Origin of the sequence: Streptomyces sp. NPDC004111 (assembly GCF_042874215.1) — a bacterium.
Taxonomy (GTDB): domain Bacteria; phylum Actinomycetota; class Actinomycetes; order Streptomycetales; family Streptomycetaceae; genus Streptomyces.
The window spans coordinates 1-18,691 of sequence record NZ_JBIAMU010000036.1; the positions used below are offsets into that span (position 1 = coordinate 1).

17 protein-coding genes are annotated in these 18,691 nt (G+C 72.1%); 10 read left to right on the forward strand and 7 right to left on the reverse strand.

The window, feature by feature from the left end; all coding sequences use genetic code 11:
- Window positions 1–91: 91 nt before the first annotated feature.
- Window positions 92–1,105, reverse strand: coding sequence for a DMT family transporter (locus ACFYVL_RS42285; RefSeq protein WP_389255055.1), 1,014 nt, complete (start codon window positions 1,103–1,105; stop codon window positions 92–94).
- 72 nt (window positions 1,106–1,177) lie between these two features.
- Here ACFYVL_RS42285 and ACFYVL_RS42290 point away from each other — a divergent pair, with 72 nt between their 5' ends.
- A complete protein-coding gene (locus ACFYVL_RS42290) occupies window positions 1,178–2,083 on the forward strand; it encodes a LysR family transcriptional regulator (RefSeq protein ID WP_389255057.1) in 906 nt (301 codons plus the stop codon).
- A 6-nt stretch (window positions 2,084–2,089) separates the two neighbouring features.
- On the opposite strand, the gene ACFYVL_RS42295 is transcribed toward ACFYVL_RS42290, so the two are convergent.
- Entirely contained in the window at window positions 2,090–2,560 is a 471-nt protein-coding gene (locus tag ACFYVL_RS42295; protein WP_389255059.1) for a pyridoxamine 5'-phosphate oxidase family protein, read from the reverse strand.
- A gap of 146 nt (window positions 2,561–2,706) precedes the next feature.
- On the opposite strand from ACFYVL_RS42295, the gene ACFYVL_RS42300 reads away from it, so the two are divergent.
- Window positions 2,707–3,372, forward strand: a complete 666-nt coding sequence (locus tag ACFYVL_RS42300) for an isochorismatase family cysteine hydrolase (RefSeq protein ID WP_389255061.1) — start codon at window positions 2,707–2,709, stop codon at window positions 3,370–3,372.
- Between the two features lie 34 nt (window positions 3,373–3,406).
- Here the strand turns inward: ACFYVL_RS42300 and ACFYVL_RS42305 are convergent, their stop codons facing one another.
- From ACFYVL_RS42305 to aspT (ACFYVL_RS42320), 4 genes are all read right to left on the reverse strand, one after another.
- Window positions 3,407–4,960 carry a bifunctional phosphatase PAP2/diacylglycerol kinase family protein gene (locus ACFYVL_RS42305; protein ID WP_389255063.1) on the reverse strand — a complete coding sequence of 518 codons (1,554 nt, stop codon included), beginning with the start codon at window positions 4,958–4,960 and terminating at the stop codon, window positions 3,407–3,409.
- An 84-nt stretch (window positions 4,961–5,044) separates the two neighbouring features.
- Window positions 5,045–6,706 carry a bifunctional aspartate transaminase/aspartate 4-decarboxylase gene (locus ACFYVL_RS42310; RefSeq protein ID WP_389255065.1) on the reverse strand — a complete coding sequence of 554 codons (1,662 nt, stop codon included), beginning with the start codon at window positions 6,704–6,706 and terminating at the stop codon, window positions 5,045–5,047.
- Between the two features lie 23 nt (window positions 6,707–6,729).
- Complete coding sequence (gene aspT, locus ACFYVL_RS42315) at window positions 6,730–8,433, reverse strand: aspartate-alanine antiporter (protein ID WP_389255067.1); 1,704 nt, start codon at window positions 8,431–8,433, stop codon at window positions 6,730–6,732.
- A 3-nt stretch (window positions 8,434–8,436) separates the two neighbouring features.
- A complete protein-coding gene (gene aspT / locus ACFYVL_RS42320; protein ID WP_389255069.1) occupies window positions 8,437–10,113 on the reverse strand; it encodes an aspartate-alanine antiporter in 1,677 nt (558 codons plus the stop codon).
- A 225-nt stretch (window positions 10,114–10,338) separates the two neighbouring features.
- On the opposite strand from aspT (ACFYVL_RS42320), the gene ACFYVL_RS42325 reads away from it, so the two are divergent.
- The 8 genes from ACFYVL_RS42325 to ACFYVL_RS42360 all read left to right on the forward strand — a co-directional run bounded on the left by ACFYVL_RS42325 (window position 10,339) and on the right by ACFYVL_RS42360 (window position 17,982).
- Window positions 10,339–11,085: a DUF308 domain-containing protein gene (locus tag ACFYVL_RS42325; protein ID WP_389255071.1), complete on the forward strand. Its 747-nt coding sequence runs from the start codon at window positions 10,339–10,341 to the stop codon at window positions 11,083–11,085.
- 829 nt (window positions 11,086–11,914) lie between these two features.
- Window positions 11,915–12,832, forward strand: a complete 918-nt coding sequence (locus ACFYVL_RS42330) for a HipA family kinase (protein WP_389255073.1) — start codon at window positions 11,915–11,917, stop codon at window positions 12,830–12,832.
- Entirely contained in the window at window positions 12,829–13,233 is a 405-nt protein-coding gene (locus ACFYVL_RS42335; RefSeq protein WP_389255075.1) for a DUF3037 domain-containing protein, read from the forward strand. Before ACFYVL_RS42330 ends, ACFYVL_RS42335 begins: the two co-directional genes overlap by 4 nt.
- A 156-nt stretch (window positions 13,234–13,389) precedes the next feature.
- Entirely contained in the window at window positions 13,390–14,151 is a 762-nt protein-coding gene (fabG, locus tag ACFYVL_RS42340) for a 3-oxoacyl-ACP reductase FabG (RefSeq protein ID WP_389255077.1), read from the forward strand.
- 43 nt (window positions 14,152–14,194) lie between these two features.
- Window positions 14,195–14,956, forward strand: coding sequence for an SDR family oxidoreductase (locus ACFYVL_RS42345; RefSeq protein ID WP_389255079.1), 762 nt, complete (start codon window positions 14,195–14,197; stop codon window positions 14,954–14,956).
- Between the two features lie 111 nt (window positions 14,957–15,067).
- Complete coding sequence (locus ACFYVL_RS42350; protein WP_389255170.1) at window positions 15,068–16,651, forward strand: ABC transporter substrate-binding protein; 1,584 nt, start codon at window positions 15,068–15,070, stop codon at window positions 16,649–16,651.
- An 87-nt stretch (window positions 16,652–16,738) separates the two neighbouring features.
- Window positions 16,739–17,422, forward strand: coding sequence for a uracil-DNA glycosylase (locus ACFYVL_RS42355; protein WP_389255081.1), 684 nt, complete (start codon window positions 16,739–16,741; stop codon window positions 17,420–17,422).
- Between the two features lie 155 nt (window positions 17,423–17,577).
- The gene (locus ACFYVL_RS42360) at window positions 17,578–17,982 is read left to right on the forward strand and encodes a hypothetical protein (RefSeq protein WP_389255172.1); all 405 of its coding nucleotides are present in this window, start codon (window positions 17,578–17,580) and stop codon (window positions 17,980–17,982) included.
- Between the two features lie 72 nt (window positions 17,983–18,054).
- Here the strand turns inward: ACFYVL_RS42360 and ACFYVL_RS42365 are convergent, their stop codons facing one another.
- Complete coding sequence (locus ACFYVL_RS42365; protein ID WP_389255083.1) at window positions 18,055–18,657, reverse strand: hypothetical protein; 603 nt, start codon at window positions 18,655–18,657, stop codon at window positions 18,055–18,057.
- Between the last annotated feature and the right edge of the window lie 34 nt (window positions 18,658–18,691).

Sequence of the window (18,691 nt, forward strand, 5' to 3'; positions counted from 1 at the left end):
GGCTGCACACCTACAATCACCACCGCGGACACACCGCGCTCAAGGGCCAACCACCCGCCAGCCGCGTCCCCAACCTCACGGGTCAGTACACCTAGGGCGTGTCCTTGGGGCCGGCCGCGGGGTCGGGCAGGCGCGGCCGCTGCTCCTTCGTGCGGCGGCGGGGCCTGCTCTGGGTGAGGGCGGCGCCCGCCAGCACCACCACGGCGCCCACCGGCGTGTTCCAGGCGAGGTGCTCGCCCAGCAGGGTCACGCCCGCGACCGTCGCGATCACCGGGATGAAGTACGTGACCATCTGGGCCGTGGTCGGGCCGATCTCCGCCACCAGGCTGTACTGGATGAGCATGGCCAGGCCCGTGCCGAGTGCGCCGAGGGCGACCACGGACAGCAGCGGAAGCAGCGGGAAGGCGGTGGGAAGCGTGGTGAACAGCGGTGTGACCACGGCCAGTTGGGCGGTGGCGAGCAGGAGCTGTGCACCGGTCATGGAGAGTGCGGGCTCCTTGCTGCCGCCGAGTGTGCGGCGCAGGTAGATCCATCCGACCGGATAGCTGAGCGAGGCCAGCAGGGCCATCGCCGTGCCCGTCGGGTCCAGCCCGGAGAAGCCCTGCCAGGCGCCGAGGACGGTGAGCACGCCGAGGAAGCCCAGGCCCAGGCCCGCCACCCGGCGCCGGGTCGGGCGGTCCTCCGAGAGCGCGACCAGGGAGAGCACCATGCCCCAGAGCGGCGACGTGGCGTTGCAGATGCCCGCGAGGGTGGAGGGGATCGTCAGCTCGGAGTAGGCGAAGAGGGAGAAGGGCAGCGCGTTCAGGAAGAAGGCGGCGACCGTCAGGTGGCCCCAGGTGCGGGCCGAGCGGGGGAGCCGGGTGCGCTTGATCGCCATCGCGGCGAGCAGGACGAGCGTGCCGAACAGCAGCCGCCCGAAGGTGACCTGGAACGGGGCGTACCCCTGCGTGCCGAGCTTGATGAACAGGAAGCTGAAGCCCCAGATGAGGGCCAGCACCGCGAAGCGGATGCGCCAGTCGAGCACGGGGCGGCGCGCGGCGGCGGGGACGTGGGGCCTGGCGGCCGGCTCTGCGGTGCGGGGGTGAGCCGCGGGCACGGTGGTCATACGGCCACGATGGCCGCCCCGACCTCGTAGCACAAGCAAGAATTGGTGGACCGACCGCGTAGCATTGCTTACATGTTGAATCTGGAGCGCCTGCGCACCCTGGACGCCCTCGCCCGGCACGGCTCGGTGAGCGGGGCTGCCGAGGGGCTGCACGTCACCACCTCCGCCGTGTCGCAGCAGATGGCCAAGCTGGAGCGGGAGGTGGGCGAACCGCTGCTGGCCAAGAACGGCCGGGGGGTGCGGCTCACCGAGGCCGGGCGGCTGCTCGCCGGACACGCGGCCCGGATCCTGTCGCAGGCCGAGCGCGCCCAGTCCGACATCGAGGCCCAGCGCGGCCGGGTGGTCGGGGACCTGGCGCTGGCCGCCTTCCCGACCGCCGCCCGGGGCCTGGTGCCGCCGGCGCTCGCGGAGCTTCGCGCGTGCCACCCGCAACTGCGGGTGAAGATGCGGGAGGTGGAGCCCGACGCGGCGGTGCGCGGCGTGGTGCGCGGGGACTTCGACCTCGCGGTCGTCCTCGACTGGTACAACAAGCCGCTGTCCATGCCGGGCGGGCTCGCCAAGCGCGCCCTGCTGGAGGACCCGGCGGACGTGGCGATGCCCGCCGGGCACGCCCTGGCCGGGCGCGACGAGGTGGAACTCGCGGAGTTCGCCGACGACGACTGGGTCACCTGGGCGGAGGGCGAGTTCTGCCACGAGTGGCTGCTGCTCACGCTGCGCGGCGAGGGTGTCGAGCCGAGGCTCGCGCACGTCGCCGAGGAGCACGCCACCCAACTCGCCCTCGTGGAGGCCGGTCTGGGGGTGTGCGTGGCGCCCAGGCTCGGACGGGGGCCGGTCCCGGACGGGGTACGGGTCGTGCCGGTGCGGCACGCCATGCGCCGGCACGTGTACGTGGTGTGGCGGGCGGACGCGGACCGCAGGCCCTCCGTCCGGGCGGCGGTCGAGGCGCTGGCAGCCTCGGGGACGCGGGTCGCGAGCTGACGGGTTCTACAGCGCCGCCAGTTTGCGGAAGTCCCAGGAGGCGACGGCGTCCGGGGTCAGCCGCAGCCAGGCGTGCCGCCCGTCGTGCGGCATCTCGGCGAGGCCGAAGTACTTCCGGGTGAACAGCCGCTCGGGAGCGTCGAGTTCGGGGCACGGCTCGCCGGTGCGGGGGGCCTCGCCGACGAAGACCGCCGTGCCGGAGAGCTCCACGCCGCGCAGCTCCCCGTACTCCACGCCGTCGTCCACCACCACGGCGATCCTCGGGTCCTTCCTCAGCTGCGCCCAGCGGCGGCTGCGGGTGATGGAGTAGAGCCACAGCGAACCGCCGTCCCACACGAACCACAGGGCGCCGATGTGGGGCGCGCCGTCCGCCGAGACCGTGGCCACCCGGCAGGTGCGCTGCTCGGTGAGATACGTGTCGCGCTCGGCGTCGCTCATCATGATGCGGCGGCCGCGGCGCTGGGTGCTGCTGGTCATCTCGGGCTCCTCTGGAGGATTCGGATGTGCCGTGCTGACGAACCGTCAGAAACGTTCCCCGGAATCATGGGGCTTCCTTCCCCCGGCGCGCAATGGCCGCTAGCCTCGCGGCCGTTCGCAGGGCCCGGGAGCGGAGAGGTGTCGCCATGCCGTCGCAGGAACAACGCGCACAACAGGCCGCGGAACGACTCGCCGAGCAGCTCGACCCGGTGAGCGCGGTGCTGCTCACCGTGGAGTGCCAGGAAGGGGTGGTCGGCAGCGGGAGCGCGCTGCCCGAACTCGCCGAGGAGGCGCGGTCCTCCGGAGCCCTGGCGAACGTGGCCCGGCTGGTCGACGCCGCGCACACCGCCGGGGTGCAGGTCGTGCACGCCGTCGCCGAGCGGCGGCCGGACGGCCGCGGGGCCAACCGCAACGCGCGCCTTTTCCGGGCCGCCGAGCGGCTGCCCGTGCAGCAGACCGCCGGCACCCGGGCGGTGCGGGTGGCACGGCCGATCGAGGTGGCGGACGCGGACCTCGTGGTGCGTCGGCTGCACGGGCTGTCGCCGGTCGCGGGCACCGAGGTGGACGCGCTGCTGCGGAACCTGGGGTGCCGCAGCGTGGTCGTGGCCGGGGTGTCGGCGAACGTGGCGATCCCCAACGCCGTCTTCGACCTGGTGAACGCGGGCTACGGGGTACTGGTGGCCGCCGACGCCATCGCCGGAGTGCCCTCGCGGTACACCGGCGAACTGGTGCGGAACACCTTGGCCCTGGTGGCGACGGTGGTGACGGCGGCGGACGTGGCCGACTGCTGGACCGAGCGAGGGCGCGGCTGACGGGGCGGGCGGCGTGCGGGCCGGACGGGACCGGTCAGGAACCGGTCCTCGGCGGGAGGGCGGACCGGGCGGCGACGGTGGCCGTGCGGAGCTGCAGGCGGATCTCCCCGAGGTCCTCGGCCGGGCTGTAGACCGTGAGGGCGCCCGGTGACTTGGCCAGGACCAGGGATTCGGGGGCGGGCGCCGTCTCGCCGTCGTAGGCGAGCCGGCCCACGCCGGTCAGTCCGCCCAGCTCCAGGCGGGGGACGCGCTCCGTCCGGAAGACGTGGGACGGGCCGAGGGCCCCGGCCAGTGCGGAGATCACCAGCCGGGTACGGGCGAACCTGGCTTCGGCGTCGACGGTCCTCACGTCCAGCATGCCGTCGTCCAGGTGCGGCCGGTGCGAGGGGGCGAGGCCGTCGGGAAGGTAGCGGCCGTTGCCCGCGAACAGCAGCCACAGGGTGCGCGGCCGGCCGTTGACGTCGATGCGCAGCGGCGAGGCGTCCCGCACCACCCGCACCAGGGACACCGCCGCCGCGGGCCACTTCCCGATCCGGCCCTCCAACTTCTCGCGGCGCCGCACCAGTTCCGGGTAGAAGCCGATGCTGAAGGTGTTCACGAAGTCCGTGACGTGCGCGCCCCGCCCGTCGGTGACCCGCGCCAGGTCGGCCCGCACCGCCTCGCCCCGCCGGACCGCGTGCGCGGTGTCCTCGAAGGTGGCCGTGCCCGCGTCCAGCGCGAAGTGGTTGAGGGTGCCGCCGGGGAACACCGCGAGCGGCAGTCCCGCCGCCGCTGCCTTCGAGGCCGCCGCGCTCACCGTGCCGTCGCCGCCGCACACCCCGAGGGCCCCGGACAGCTCCCGGGCCCGTGCCACCGCCCCGTCGAGGACCGCCATCAGGTCCTCGTCCCCGTCCCAGGCCCGTACCTCCGCCTCCGGCAGCAGCAGCCGCAGATGCTCCTGCGCGGGCAGCCGGCCCGGCACGCCCTTGCCCGAACCGGAGTTGACGACCACCACCAGGCCCTCGCCGTCCGGCAGCGCGGGCGCCCCGACGCGGGTACGGCCCTCCCGTACGTTCGCGGCGCGCGGCGGCCACCAGTGGCAGGTGACGGCCGCCGCGGCCACGCCCAGCGCGCACCCGGCCAGCACGTCCCCCGGGTAGTGCACCCCCACGTACACCCGGGAGAAGGCCACGGCGGCGGCCACCGGCGCGAGCAGCGCGCCGTACCGGGGCGCCTCCAGGGCCACCCCGGTGACGAAGGCCGCCGCCGAGGCGGAGTGGCCGGAGGGGAAGGACGGCGTCCACGGGGTCTTGCGCGGACGCCGGACGAGCGGAACCAGGTCGCTCACGGGCCTGGCACGGCGCACCGCGTACTTGGCGACCACGTTCGTCGTCAGCGACGCCAGCGCCAGCGAGCCGAGACCCCGGCGGGCCGCACGCCGGGCGGACGGCCCGCCCGCCACCGCCAGCACCGCCGCGGCCCCGATCCAGAGCTTGCCGTGGTTGGCCGCCTTCGACAGCGCGGGCAGCACCTGCTCCGCGCCCGTCAGCCGGGCGGCGGCCACCTGCTCGAACCAGCGCCGGTCGATCCTGCTGAGGGTGCGCCTCATGCCCCTGGCCTCCTTGACTACCGCGGGGTGCGGTGACGGTTCCCGGTAACTGCGGTCGCGGCCGATGGGAGCCGTCCCCGCAGGTCAGGAGACCGGGTTGCCGCCGGCCGCCTTCCACTCCGCAATGTAGTCGTCGAAGATCTTCCGCAGGTGATGGCCGATCTGGAGGTAGTCCAGATCGTCGAGGTTGGCCAGCGAGGCGCGCACCGACCACTCGGGTCCGTCGAAGCCACCGCCGTTGAGCAGCACCACCGAGGTCTGCTCGGCGAGCCGGAACAACGGGTCGACCGGCTCGTAGTTCTGCTTCAGGAAGTCGGCGAAGGCCTTGCCCTGGACCCGCTCGGCCTCGGCGAGCAGGTCCAGCTCGATGTAGTACGCCGCCCGCTTCGGGTCCTCGGCGATCTTCATCTGGGCGCCTTCGAGCAGCAGGTCCAGCCTCCGCCGGACGATCGAGCGGATCCGGTGCTTGTACGCCTGGCCCTCCTCCAGCATGTCGAAGAGGGAGAAGAGGACCATCATGACCTGCTGCGGGAGCGACAGCCCCGCCGTGTGGTTGAGGGCCACCTGCCGGGAGTCGGCGACGAGGCGGTCGATGAACCGGATCTTCTCCGGCTCCAGCGTCAGCGTGCCGTACCGGTCGTTCAGCCGGTCCTTCTGCTCCTGCGACTGGTCGCGCAGCATCGCGTCGATGACGTTGTCGTCGTGCAGACCGATCACACCGAGGCGCCAGCCGGTGGCCCCGTAGTGCTTGGAGTACGAGTAGACCAGCAGCGTGTTGCGCGGCAGGTCGGCCGCGATCGAGCGGAAGCCCTCCACGAACGTGCCGTACACGTCGTCGGTGACGATGACGAGGTTCGGGTTGGCGGTGGCGACGATCTCCTTGATCTGGTCGGTGACCCGCTGGGAGAGCGCCAGCGACGGCGGGTTGCTGGGGTTGACCAGGCAGACCATCTTGATCGTGGGGTCGGCCAGCTTGGCGACCTCCTCGGTGGGATAGCGCCACTCGCGCACCCCGTCCTCGGCGAACATGCTCGCCTCGACGGGCACCACGTCGAAGTCGTAGGTGTCCAGCTCGGGGATCTCCAGGTACGGGGTGAACTCCGGCACCATCAGGGCGATCCGGTCGCCCTTGCGCAGGATGCCGTTCTTCATCAGCGAGTCGAAGGTGTAGCACATCGCCGCCGTGCCGCCCTCGGTGGCGAACAGGCTGAGGTTGTCCGCGGGCGGCCTGCCGTCGAACATCTCGTCCTGGAGATAGCCGCGCACCACGTGCTCGCAGTGCGTCAGGATGCGGTCCGGGCTCGGGTAGTTGTCCCCGATCAGCGAGTCGCTCATCTCGTGCACGAAGGCGTCCGCGTCGAAGCCGAAGCGCCGTACGGCCAGGTCGAAGCTCGCCTTGAGCATCTCGACGCCGGGCAGCTGGGGGTGCGTACGGACGAACCGCTCGAAGCGCTCGGCGGAGCCGCGCAGTTCCGGCATGCCGCCCAGGTCGTCGGCGGTCCACACCCGGCGGGACTCCGACAGGGCGAAGTAGCCGAGGGCGAGGTACGCCTCGCGGGGGCCGGTGGCGACCCAGTTGGGGTTGCCGCGGCCGGCGTTCAGCAGGGTGCGGGTGGCGGTGCCCTTCTGGCCGGGCTTGTCCTCCTGCTTCGCCTCGGCGAGCCGGATGAACTCGCCCTTCAGCTCGAACGGACTGAGCGAGGAGAGCCGCTTCATCTCCTCGCGGCTGTACGTGGACTTGGGCACGGGGACTCCTTGGGAGGGGTGTGTCAGTGGTGGAGGAGGACGACGACCGCGCCCCAGATGGTCAGCAGTACGTTTCCGATGGCGTACGGAATCGTGTAACCGAGCGTGGGGATCTGGGACTTGGCGTTCTCGTTGAGGGCGCCGATCGCGGCGGTGGTGGTCTGACCGCCCGCCAGGACGCCCATCAGGATCGGGAACCTGATCCGCTGGACGTAGTGACCGAAGAGGAATCCGACGATCAGCGGGACCACGGTGGTGACCGCGCCGAAGACCAGCAGCCCCCAGCCGGCCTTGGAGAGGCCGTCGGTGAAGCTCGGTCCGGCGTTGATGCCGACGATGGCGACGAACATGCACAGCCCGAGCGTGTCCATCAGCCACTGGGCGCCCGGCGGCACATTGCCGAAGGTCGGGTACTTGCCCCGCAGATAGCCGAAGACCAGGCCCATGATCAGCCCGCCGCCGGAGGTGGAGAGCGAGATCGGCACACCGCCCAGGGTGAGCGCGGGGATGCCGATGCAGCCGCCCAGGAAGACGCCGAGGCCGACCCAGACCATGTCGGTGGCGAAGCTGGTGGGGACCGGCTTGCCGAGCTCCTTGCCCGCCGGGTCGACGAGCCGCTTGGGGCCGGTCAGGGTCACCGTGTCGCCGCGCTCCAGCTTGGTGGAGAGCCGGTAGGGGAACTCCGTGCCGGACCGGTACAGCTTGTCGATGTACACCCCGACCATGAACGGCTCGCGCCGCAGTTCGGCGACGGTCCTGCCGAGCTGTGCCTTCTCCGAGACGACGACGTGCAGGCGCTCGGTCTGGTAGCCGAGCAGTTCGACGTCGTCGGACTCGCCGCCGACGTGGGTGCGGGCGTCGTACGCCACGAGGTCGCCGCGCAGTGCGCTGAGCGCGACCACGTCGCCCTGCCGGAGCACGGTCGACTGCGACTGTTCGAGGATCGTGCCGTCGCGTCTGACCTTGGTGAGGTAGATGCGGCGGCCGAGTTCCTTCTGCTGGTTCTCGAAGTCCTCGATGGTGCGGCCCACCAGGTCGGGGTGCTCCACCCGGTAGGCGCGCAGCACCACCTCGTAGTAGCCGTCGCCCAGGTCCGGGTTGTCGTTCGGGGCGTCCATCTCCCGGGCGAGGGCGACGCTCTCGGCGGCCAGGTCGCGGCGGTAGAGGCGGGGCAGCACGTTCGCCAGGAGCATCGCGCACAGGATGGTGCCGAGCGGATAGGTGACCGCGTAGCCGACCGCGACCAGGTTCTCCTCGCTCCTGGCGTCGCCCGCGCTGATGCCCGGCAGGGTGCCGATGGCGTCCTGGGCGACACCGATCGCCGCGGACTGGGTGAGCGAGCCGCTCATCAGGCCGGCCGTGAGCCCGGGACCGTATCCGAGCATCGCGGCGAAGCCCCAGGCGACCAGCAGGCCCGTCACACAGACGACGACCGCGTTGAGGACCTGGGGCAGGCCGTCCTTCTTCAGGCCCCGGAAGAACTGGGGACCTACCTTGTAGCCCAGGGCGAACAGGAACAGGATGAAGAACAGGTCCTTCACCGTGCCGTTGACCGGCACCTTGAGCTGGGCGCCGAGGAGCAGGCCCACCACCAGGCAGCCGGTGACCGCGCCCAGCGCGATCGTCCTGTAGTGGATCTTTCCGACCAGGAAGCCGAGCGCGACGACCAGGAAGACCAGCAGTTCGGGGTGCGGCCGGAAGATGTCGCGCACCAGGAAGTCGATCATGTGTCAGGCCCCCAGTACGCCGACGAGAACCGGCCCGGTGAGGGGCAGCAGGAAGTTGGAGAGGGTGTAGGTGATCGTGTAGCCGAGCAGCGGGACGGAACTCTGCGACACCTGGGTGATCGCGGTGATCGCGGGCGTCGAGCACTGCTGCCCGGCGATGGCGCCGACCAGCAGCGGCTTCTCGATCTTCAGCAGCTTCAGGCCGACGAAGAGCGAGATCAGCGCGGGGACCAGGACCATGCCGATGCCGGCCAGCGGCAGCAGCGCGCCGTACTGCTTGAGCAGCGGGCCCGCCGTCGCGCCCGAGGCGAGCCCGGTGCAGGCGATGAAGACCGACAGGCCGAGGTCCTTGATGGTGCTCGCGGCCTGCGGGGGGAACGCGCCGAAGGTGGGGCGGCGCGAGCGCAGCCAGCCGAAGAACAGCCCGGACACCAGGCAGCCGCCGCCGGTGCCCAGCGACAGCGGTACGTCGCCGAGCCGCACGACGAGCTGTCCGATCAGCGAACCGACCACCAGGCCCAGGCCCATGTAGACGAAGTCGGTGGACTCGTTCTTGACCAGGGCGCCGAGCTTCTCCACGACCTTGCCGATCCCGGCCCGCGCCCCGACCACGGTGAGGACGTCGCCGCGGCGCAGTTCGGTCTCCGGGGCGGCGGGCAGGTGCTGTTCGGCGCGCAGGACGTCGGTGACGTACACCCCTGACTTGAGGAACTCCGGGTTGGCCTTCTGGATCGCCGCGATGGACTTGTGGTCCATCGCCTTGTCCGTCAGGACCACCTGCCGGACCACCATCGGGGTGTCCAGGCCGGGGATCGAGGGGGTCTCCGGGCCGATCACCCGGCCCGCCGAGATCACCCCGGCCCGGCGGCCGACCACCTGCACGAGGTCGCTCAGGGAGAGGGTCAGTCCCGGCTCGGGCTTGAGGAGTTGGCTGCCGCGCTTGACGCCCTCCACGGTGACCCGGCCCTCGAAGGAGGACTCCAGGTCGCCGATGGTGCGGCCGTCGGCGTGCGTCACCAGGAAGGTGCGGCCGACCAGGGCGGGCAGCGCCTCCGTCTCGTCGTCCTCCAGCGCCGCGGACTCGCCGCGCATCTTCTCCCACAGTTCGCGGGAGGCGTCGCGCAGGTTGATGCGCATCATCATCGGCATGATCTGGCTGGTCAGGATGACGATGGTGACCAGACCGAAGAGATAGCAGACGGTGTACGCGGTGGCGACGTGGCTCTGGTACTGGGTGATCTGGTCGGCGCTCAGGCCGGACAGCTTGCCGATGGACTCGGTGGCGGTGCCGACGACGGCCGACTCGGTGGCGGCGCCGGCCAGGATGCCGGACGCGGTGCCGACGTCCAGGTCGAACGCCTTGGCCAGGCCGAACGCGATGAGCAGCACGCAGGCCATCTCGATCAGTGACAGCACGCCGAAGCGCAGGCCCTTGCGGTTGAGGTGGGCGAAGAACTGCGGGCCCGCCATGTAGCCGAGGGCGAAGATGAACAGCGCGAAGAAGAGGGTCTTCACATCGTCGTCGACGCTGATCTTCTGGGTGCCGAGCAGCAGCGCGACGATCAGGGTGCCGCAGATCCCGCCCAGTGCGATGGGCCCCACCCGGAGCTTGCCGAAGAGGTAGCCCAGCGCCAGGCACAGGAAGACGGCGAGTTCGGGGTGGTCGCGGATGACACCCATGGCGTCAGCCGCCGTATCCGGTAAAAGGTGCGAATCGTGACATAAAGCGAAAAGTAGCAGTGTGGTTACGGCGCGGCATGTCGCCCGCGGTCGCGGACCGTGCCAGGGGTGCGCCGACGCCCGGCCTGGCGTCCGGAATGCGGTTCTTGGTGGTGTTTGCTCTAGTGAGGTGCAGCGGTACCAGCCGGCGAACCGCCGGCGCACACTCGGCGGAGGAGCTGTCGTATGACCACCCAACCGCAGCAGGAATCGCCGCAGGAGCCGTGGCAGGGAACACCGCGGCCGGACGGCTCGTGGCAGAACGGGGCACCGCAGAACGGGACTCCGCAGAACGGAGCACCGCAGGCCGGGGCGCCGCACGACGAGGCGCGGCCGGACGAGGCGCCGCAGGGCTGGGGGCCGCGCCCGCCGGAGGGCCCGCTGCACCGGATCACCCGGGGTGCCTGGCAGGCCGTGCTCGCGGCGGGCGCGCTCTCCCTGGTCCTGGGCGTCATGGTGCTGGCCTGGCCGGGGGCGACCCTGCTCGTGGCGGCGTCGTTCTTCGGGGCCTACCTGCTGGTCAGCGGCGTCCTCCAGCTGATCGCCGCGTTCGGTACGCACGTCACGGCCGCCATGCGCGTGATGGCGTTCATCAGTGGTGCCCTGTCCATCCTGCTGGGGCTCTTCTGCTTCCGCAGCGCGATGCAGTCGCTGCTGCTGCTCGGACTGTGGATCGGCATCGGCTGGCTGTTCCGGGGCATCACCCAGACCATCGCGGCAGCCGCGGACCGGGACATGCCCGCCCGGGGCTGGCAGGTCTGCCTCGGCATCCTCAGCGCGCTGGCCGGCATCGTGCTGATCACCTCGCCGCTGGACTCGGTCGCCGTGCTGACCGTGGTCGGCGGCTGCTGGCTGGTGGCCGTCGGCATCGTCGAGATCATCACCGGCTTCCGCATCCGCTCGCGCGGCCGGAAGGTCCCGCACTCCTTCTGACAGGAGGGGAGGCCGTCGGAGGGGAGGCCGTCGGTGCGGACGGCCTCCCCTTTCCCCTCGGAGGGCTCGGCCACGCGGTGCGGGCGCCGGACGTCGCACGGACCGCCGTTCCCCTTGGGGGGTGTCGGTGAAAGTGCCGTGTGCGGACGTCCACCGGTACGCCCGGTTCCGCCACTTCTCCCGCCGGTCCGTGTGCGGCGCCGAGGGCGTGTGCCGTTGACGCGCCCCGGCGAGGACCGCGGGTGCGCGGCGTCCTCCACCGCCTCCCGCAGCGGTACAGGGGCCGTGCGACACGACGGCGCCTCGCCGAGACGCGCGAACACGGGCGCGGCGGCGCGGGCGCGGAGGCCGGTTCCGGTTGCCGGGCGGCGGGCGCACGGCTCCTCGCGGGACCGCTCCGGAGCGCTGATCCTCGTGACGGTGAGTCAGCCTGCACCCATGACCGTCCCGTGTCACGCCCCGCCGGCCCCGGACCCCGCCGCTCCGGCAGTCCCTACGGACGGCCCGGCTCCGTGCCGGGCGGCCGGGTCCGGCCGCTGACCTGCTGCGGGGCGCGCGGCACCGGCCGCCCGCGGGGTGGCGGCACCCGCGGGCGGCCTCCCCGCGGCATGACGTGTTCCCCGCCCGATGCGCGAGCGGGACCCGTCCAGCTGGCCCGGTCGGGGCCGCGCTCCGGGTGCGGCGAGGGGCGGCGCGGGCTGGACGCGCGGCGTACCCGGGCTCGTTCCCGGCCGGGTTCCGCACCGGTTCCGCAACCGCCGGGGACCGGCCGCCGGGGCCGCCCGGAGCACCCGGATCACGGCGCGCCAATGCCGTATAGCCTGGCGAAATGCTGACCGAAGTCACAGCGACCCGCTACGTCACGCCCCTGCGTGAGGGCGGCTCGCTCCCGGGACTCGTCGAGGCCGACGATCTCGGTACGTACGTCATGAAGTTCACCGGCGCCGGACAGGGCCGCAAGACCCTGGTCGCCGAGGTCGTCTGCGGCGAGCTCGGCCGCAGGCTCGGTCTGCGGGTGCCGCGGCTGGTCGCGATGGAGCTCGACCCCGTGATCGGGCTCGGCGAGCCGGACCAGGAGGTGCAGGAACTGCTGCGGGCCAGCGGCGGCCTCAACCTCGGGATGGACTTCCTGCCGGGGTCGATCGGCTTCGACCCGCTCGCCTACGAGGTGGACCCCGCCGAGGCCGGCCGCGTCGTCTGGTTCGACGCGCTCATCAACAACGTCGACCGGTCCTGGCGCAACCCGAACATGATGGTCTGGCACGGCGACCTGTGGCTCATCGACCACGGCGCCACCATGATCTGGCAGCACAACTGGCCCACCGCGCAGTCGGCCGCGGCCAAGCCGTACAACGCCTCCGACCACGCGCTGGCCCGCTTCGGGCCCGACATCGCGAGCGCCGCGCGCGAGCTGGCCCCGCTGGTCACCGAGGAACTGCTCACCGAGGTCGCCGCCCAGGTGCCCGACGTGTGGCTGGCCGACGAGCCCGGCTTCGACGGCCCCGACGAGCTGCGCCGCGCCTACGTGCGGGCACTGCTGTCGCGCGCCCCGGGCATCCACGAGCGGATCACCCTCGGCGCACCGGCCAAGGCGCGCCCCTCGCAGGCGCCCGGCTGGCTCACCGAGCACCTCAAGCCGTGGCCGCACCCCACCAGGGAGCAGCAGCGGCAGCAGCAGCGGGAGCAGGACGAGCAGGCCCACCGCGCACAGGTGCAGCGGGTGCGGCAGGACGGCGGCGGCAAGTGAGCGAGCAGCAGAGCGGGGCCGTCCAGCGGCACGTCTTCGAGTACGCCCTGGTGCGGGTGGTGCCCCGCGTCGAGCGCGGCGAGATGTTCAACGCGGGAGTGATGGTCTACTGCCGGGCCAGGTCGTACGCCGCCGCCCTCACCCACCTCGACGAGCGCAAGCTCCTCGTACTGGACCCGCGGGCGGACGTCACCGGCGTGCGGGCCGCGCTGGCGGCGGTGGAAGGGGTGTGCCTCGGCGGGGACCCGGCCGGTCAGGCGGCGGGCGACGACCCCGGGCGGCGGTTCCGCTGGCTGAGCGCGCCGCGCTCCGCCGTCGTACAGCCGGGGCCCGTGCACACCGGGCTGACGGCCGACCCGGAGGCGGAGCTGGCGCGGCTGTTCGAGGTGCTGGTGCGCTGAGGGCGGCCCTTCGCACGGGCGGGCGAGGTGTGATCTTCGACGGGGACCGGGGCGGCCGTTGACACCGGGTGCCGGGGCTTCTAGCGTCTCGTCTGCTGGGCCTACTAAGCGGTTGCTCAGCGGTCGAGCGGTCCCCAATCGCGAGGAGAACCCAGGATGTCCACCACCGAGCAGCGCGTAGCGATCGTGACCGGGGCGGCACGCGGCATCGGCGCCGCCACCGCCGTCAGGCTGGCGGCCGAGGGCCGTGCCGTCGCCGTGCTCGACCTCGACGAGGCGGCCTGCAAGGACACCGTCGAGAAGATCACCGCCGCGGGCGGCCGGGCGCTCGCCGTCGGCTGCGACGTGTCCGACGAGGAGCAGGTCGCCGCCGCCGTCGCGCGCGTCGCCGCCGAGCTGGGCGCCCCGACGATCCTGGTGAACAACGCGGGCGTGCTGCGCGACAACCTGCTGTTCAAGATGAGCGAGCTGGACTGGGACACCGTGATGGGCGTCCACCTCAAGGGGGCGTTCCTGATGTCCCGCGCCTGCCAGAGCCACATGGTGGAGGCCAAGTTCGGCCGCATCGTCAACCTGTCGTCCAGCTCGGCGCTCGGCAACCGCGGCCAGGCCAACTACGCCACCGCCAAGGCCGGCCTCCAGGGCTTCACCAAGACCCTCGCCAAGGAGCTCGGCAAGTTCGGCGTCACCGCCAACGCGGTGGCCCCCGGCTTCGTCGTCACCGAGATGACCGCGCAGACCGCCGCCCGCGTCGGCATGGGCTTCGAGGACTTCCAGGCGGCCGCCGCCACCCAGATCCCGGTCCAGCGGGTGGGCCACCCCGAGGACATCGCCAACGCCATCGCCTTCTTCACCGGCGACGCGGCGGGCTTCGTCTCCGGCCAGGTCATGTACGTCGCCGGCGGACCGCTCAACTGACCCCCGCAAGCCCACGGACGCAACCCAGTAAGGGACTTCACACATGGCGGAAGAAGTGCAGGAAAGCGGCAGGGTCGCGCTGATCACCGGAGCCAGCCGGGGCATCGGCTACGGGATCGCCGAGGCGTTCGTCGCCCGCGGCGACCGGGTGTGCATCACCGGGCGCAACGAGGACGCCCTCAAGGAGGCGGTCGAGACGCTCGGTGCGGACCGGGCGATCGGCGTCGCGGGCAAGGCGCACGACGAGGCCCATCAGGCCGTCGCGGTCGAGCGCACCATGGAGGCCTTCGGCCGGGTCGACTTCCTGGTCAACAACGCCGGCACCAACCCGGTGTTCGGCCCCATGGCCGAGATGGACCTGAACGTCGCCCGCAAGGTCTTCGAGACCAACGTCATCTCGGCGCTCGGCTTTGCCCAGCAGACCTGGAAGGCCTGGCAGAGCGCCAACGGCGGCGCGATCGTGAACATCGCCTCGGTGGCCGGGGTCTCGGCCTCGCCGTTCATCGGCGCGTACGGCATGAGCAAGGCCGCCATGGTCAACCTCACGCTCCAGCTGGCCCACGAGTTCGCGCCGGTGGTACGGGTCAACGCGATCGCCCCCGCCGTCGTGAAGACCAAGTTCGCCCAGGCGCTGTACGAGGGCCGGGAGGCGGAGGCCGCCGCCGCGTACCCGCTGGGCCGGCTCGGCGTGCCCGCCGACATCGGCGGCGCCGCCGCGTTCCTCACCTCCGCCCAGTCCGACTGGGTCACCGGACAGACACTTGTGGTTGACGGGGGCATTTTCCTCAACGCCGGTGTCGGCTGACGGAATTGACCATTCCGACATAGCGAACGGCCCGCCGGGCACCCCCCTTGCCCCGGCGGGCCGTTGCGGTATGGTCTGCCGACCCATGGCTGACCGAGGAGTGTGCGCGTGTTGTACCGGGCCAGGAGACTGCGGGTGGCCGCAGCCCTCACGTCCATATCCCTGCTGGTTGGTTGCGGGGTACTGAACGAGGACAGTGCCGAGAGCGAGCAGAAGATCACCGTCGGCACGACGAGCAAGCCGAGCGCACTGGACCCCGCCGGAGCCTGGGACGGCTCCTGGGAGCTGTACCGCAACGTCTTCCAGACGCTGCTGAGCTACCCGACCGGAAGCTCCGCCCCCACCCCGGACGCCGCCAAGTCGTGCGCGTTCTCCGACCCCTCGCACCGTGTGTACACGTGCGACCTCAAGCCGGGGCTCACCTTCTCCGACGGCGCCCCGCTGGACGCCGCGGCGGTCAAGCACTCGATCGACCGGATCGTCCGGATCAACGACCCCGGCGGTCCCCGGGGACTGCTCTCCAGCCTCCAGAAGGTCGAGACGCAGGGGTCGGCCAAGGTCGTCTTCCGCCTCAACAAGCCCGACGCCACCTTCCCGTTCGTCCTCGCGACGCCCGGCATGTCGCTGGTCAGCCCGGCCGACTACCCGGCCGGCCACCTCCGCACCGGCAACGCGCTGACCGGCTCCGGGCCCTACACCCTCCAGGCCTACCGCCCCGAGGGAGCCGACTCCGGGGCCGACCTGGTCAGCAACGAGACGTACAAGGGCTTCGCCGAACGGCAGAACAAGGCCGTCACCATCCGCTACTTCGACGACTCCGCGAAGATGGTCAAGGAGCTCAAGGAGGACCGGATCGACGCCACCTTCCGCGGGCTGACGGCGGAGCAGGTGGTCGGCCTCCAGCAGACCTCCGGCGCGGTCAAGGTGGCCGAGTCGACCGGCTCGGAGGTCCACTTCCTGGTCTTCAACGCGAAGGACCCGCAGGTCGCCAAACCGGCCGTGCGGCGGGCCGTCGCACAGCTCGTGGACCGCCCCGCGCTCGTCGAGAAGGTCTACAAGGGCACCGCCGAACCCCTGTACTCGATGGTGCCGAGCGGCATCGCGGGACACACCACCAACTTCTTCGACACCTACGGCGACCCCAACCCCCAGGAGGCCCGGCGCATCCTGCGCGCCGCGGGCATCACCCGGCCCGTGGCGCTGACGCTCTGGTACCCCACCGACCGCTACGGATCGGCCACCGCCCTGGAGTTCGCCGAGCTGAAGCGCCAGCTGGACGAGTCCGGGCTGTTCTCGGTCACCGTCAAGGGCCGGCCCTGGGCCACCTTCCAGAAGTCCGTGCAGAAGGGCGAGTTCCCGGTCTTCGGCCGCGGCTGGGCACCGGACTACCCGGACCCGGACAGCTTCGTATCGCCCTTCGTCGGGGCGCAGAACGCCATCTCCACGCCGTACCTCAACGCCGAGATCACCGACCGGCTGCTGCCGAAATCGCGCCGCGAGGTCCAGCGGGACCGCTCGGTGCGCTACTTCGTGCGCACCCAGGAACTGCTGATGCAGGACGTGCGGCTGCTGCCGCTGTGGCAGGGCAAGCTGTACGTCGCCGCCTCCGAGGAGCTCGGCGGCACGGAGCGCGCCCTGGACCCGCAGACGGTGATGCAGGTCTGGGAGCTCTACCGCAAGACCAGCTGGAACTAGGGCATTCCCGGGGGACCGGCGGCGTTGTCAGTGGTGGCCGGTAGGTTCTTGAACCAGAGAACGGATCGTTTACCGGAGGTTGTTGACGTGACCGACACCCAGATGCTGCCCGAGTCCTGGCGCGGGGTCCTCGGCGAGGAACTGCACAAGCCCTACTTCAAGGAGCTCGTGGAGTTCGTCGAGGACGAGAGGGCGAAGGGGCCGGTCCACCCGCCGCGCGAGGACGTCTTCGCCGCCCTGGCAGCCACCCCCTACGACCGGGTGAAGGTCCTGGTCCTCGGCCAGGACCCGTACCACGGCGAGGGCCAGGGGCACGGGCTGTGCTTCTCGGTGCGGCCCGGGGTGAAGACCCCGCCGTCCCTGCGCAACATCTACAAGGAGCTGAACGCGGAGCTGGGCACCCCCATCCCGGACAACGGCTATCTGATGCCGTGGGCCGAGCAGGGCGTGCTGCTGCTCAACGCGGTGCTCACGGTGCGCGGCGGCGAGGCCAACTCGCACAAGGGCAAGGGCTGGGAGAAGTTCACCGACGCGGTGATCCGCGCGGTGGCCGAGCGCCCCGACCCCGCGGTCTTCGTCCTGTGGGGGAACTACGCCCAGAAGAAGCTGCCGCTGATCGACACCGAGAAGCACGCCGTGGTGAAGGGCGCGCACCCCTCGCCGCTGTCCGCGAAGAAGTGGTTCGGTTCCCAGCCCTTCACCCAGATCAACGCGGCCGTCGCCGAGCAGGGCCACGAGCCGATCGACTGGACCATCCCGAACCTGGGCTGAGCCTGAGCGCGATTCGGGCCGCCTGCGGCTAGCTTTCCGTGGTGTCGGGTACGCCGTACGCACCGCCGGGGACGGCGGGCGCCGGGCGGCGTACGGGTGCGCAGCGCGGTGGAGGCGGAGCGGTGGAGCAGCAGGAGGCGTCCCAGGACGCCGTGATGACCCGGATCGGGCAGACGGCGATGCTGCTCCACGCCGGAGACCGGCAGGAGGCGCGCAGCAGGTTCGGCGCGCTCTGGGAGGAGATCGGCGCCCAGGGGGAGGCCCGGCACCGGTGCCTGCTGGCGCACTACATGGCGGACGCGCAGGACGCCGCTCGCGACGAACTCCTGTGGGACCTGAGGGCGTTGGCGGCGGCCGACGGTACGGACGAACTGCGCGCGCTCTACCCGTCGCTGCACCTGGGCCTCGCGGCCGACTACGCGAAGCTGGGCCGCCCGGAGGCGGCCCGCAGCCATCTGGGCCGGGCGCGGGCCGCGTGCGAGGCACTGGCCGACGACAGCTTCGGGCACGGGGTGCGCGAGGCGATCGGGCGGTTGGAGGAACAGCTGGCGGGGGAGTGAGGGCGGGCGGCACGGGGGAGCCGCCCGCGGTGGAGGGAAGCGGAGGCGGCGGCGACGTGCAGCCGCCCGGTTTCACCGCCCGTAGGTCTCCCGGCAGATGCGGGCCTCCGGGCTGTTCGGGCGCCAGCCGCCGTAGCCGGTGCCGAGTGCGCAGACGTCTGCGGCGCTGACCGGGATCCTCGGCGGGGTCTGCGGCGGCTCCGTCCTCCGGTGCGCGGGACGGTGCCGGTGCTCGGCCGGTTCCGGTTCGGTACGACGGGCGGGCGGCTGCGCCCGGTGCTGCTGCGCGGGAGCGCCGCGGCGGGCCTCGCCGCCCCGCTCCTCCTTCTCCCGCGCCCCTTCCTCGCCCTGGCCGCCCCGCTCCTTCGCCGCGGCCCGCCGGGGCTCGGGCGCCCGCTCGGACGGCAGCATGGCCGCCTCCAGCACCTCGTGGACGGGCGCCTCGACGAGGATCTCCGGCTGCCCGCCCTGCCCGGCCGGCCGGGGCAGCGCGGCACCGGGGGAGCGCGGGGCCGACGGCCGGGCGTCCGCCTCCGGCGCGGACCGGGGCGACGACTGGGGCGCCGGGGAGGAGTGCCGCCCGGTGGCGGGAGCGCCCTCCGGCTCTGCGGCCATGCAGCCGGAGACTGCCGTCACGGCCACCCCCACCAGGAGGGTCGCTGCGGTTCTCGTCACGGTTCGTGTTCTGTGCACCCGCGCAACTTTGCTG

What these genes read in the sequence shown, in the direction of transcription:
- ACFYVL_RS42285 (WP_389255055.1), bottom strand. Translation starts at nt 1,105, where the DNA reads ATGACCACCGTGCCCGCGGCTCACCCCCGCACCGCAGAGCCGGCCGCC.
- ACFYVL_RS42290 (WP_389255057.1), top strand. Translation starts at nt 1,178, where the DNA reads ATGTTGAATCTGGAGCGCCTGCGCACCCTGGACGCCCTCGCCCGGCAC.
- ACFYVL_RS42295 (WP_389255059.1), bottom strand. Translation starts at nt 2,560, where the DNA reads ATGACCAGCAGCACCCAGCGCCGCGGCCGCCGCATCATGATGAGCGAC.
- ACFYVL_RS42300 (WP_389255061.1), top strand. Translation starts at nt 2,707, where the DNA reads ATGCCGTCGCAGGAACAACGCGCACAACAGGCCGCGGAACGACTCGCC.
- ACFYVL_RS42305 (WP_389255063.1), bottom strand. Translation starts at nt 4,960, where the DNA reads ATGAGGCGCACCCTCAGCAGGATCGACCGGCGCTGGTTCGAGCAGGTG.
- aspT (WP_389255067.1), bottom strand. Translation starts at nt 8,433, where the DNA reads ATGATCGACTTCCTGGTGCGCGACATCTTCCGGCCGCACCCCGAACTG.
- aspT (WP_389255069.1), bottom strand. Translation starts at nt 10,113, where the DNA reads ATGGGTGTCATCCGCGACCACCCCGAACTCGCCGTCTTCCTGTGCCTG.
- ACFYVL_RS42325 (WP_389255071.1), top strand. Translation starts at nt 10,339, where the DNA reads ATGACCACCCAACCGCAGCAGGAATCGCCGCAGGAGCCGTGGCAGGGA.
- ACFYVL_RS42330 (WP_389255073.1), top strand. Translation starts at nt 11,915, where the DNA reads ATGCTGACCGAAGTCACAGCGACCCGCTACGTCACGCCCCTGCGTGAG.
- fabG (WP_389255077.1), top strand. Translation starts at nt 13,390, where the DNA reads ATGTCCACCACCGAGCAGCGCGTAGCGATCGTGACCGGGGCGGCACGC.
- ACFYVL_RS42345 (WP_389255079.1), top strand. Translation starts at nt 14,195, where the DNA reads ATGGCGGAAGAAGTGCAGGAAAGCGGCAGGGTCGCGCTGATCACCGGA.
- ACFYVL_RS42360 (WP_389255172.1), top strand. Translation starts at nt 17,578, where the DNA reads ATGACCCGGATCGGGCAGACGGCGATGCTGCTCCACGCCGGAGACCGG.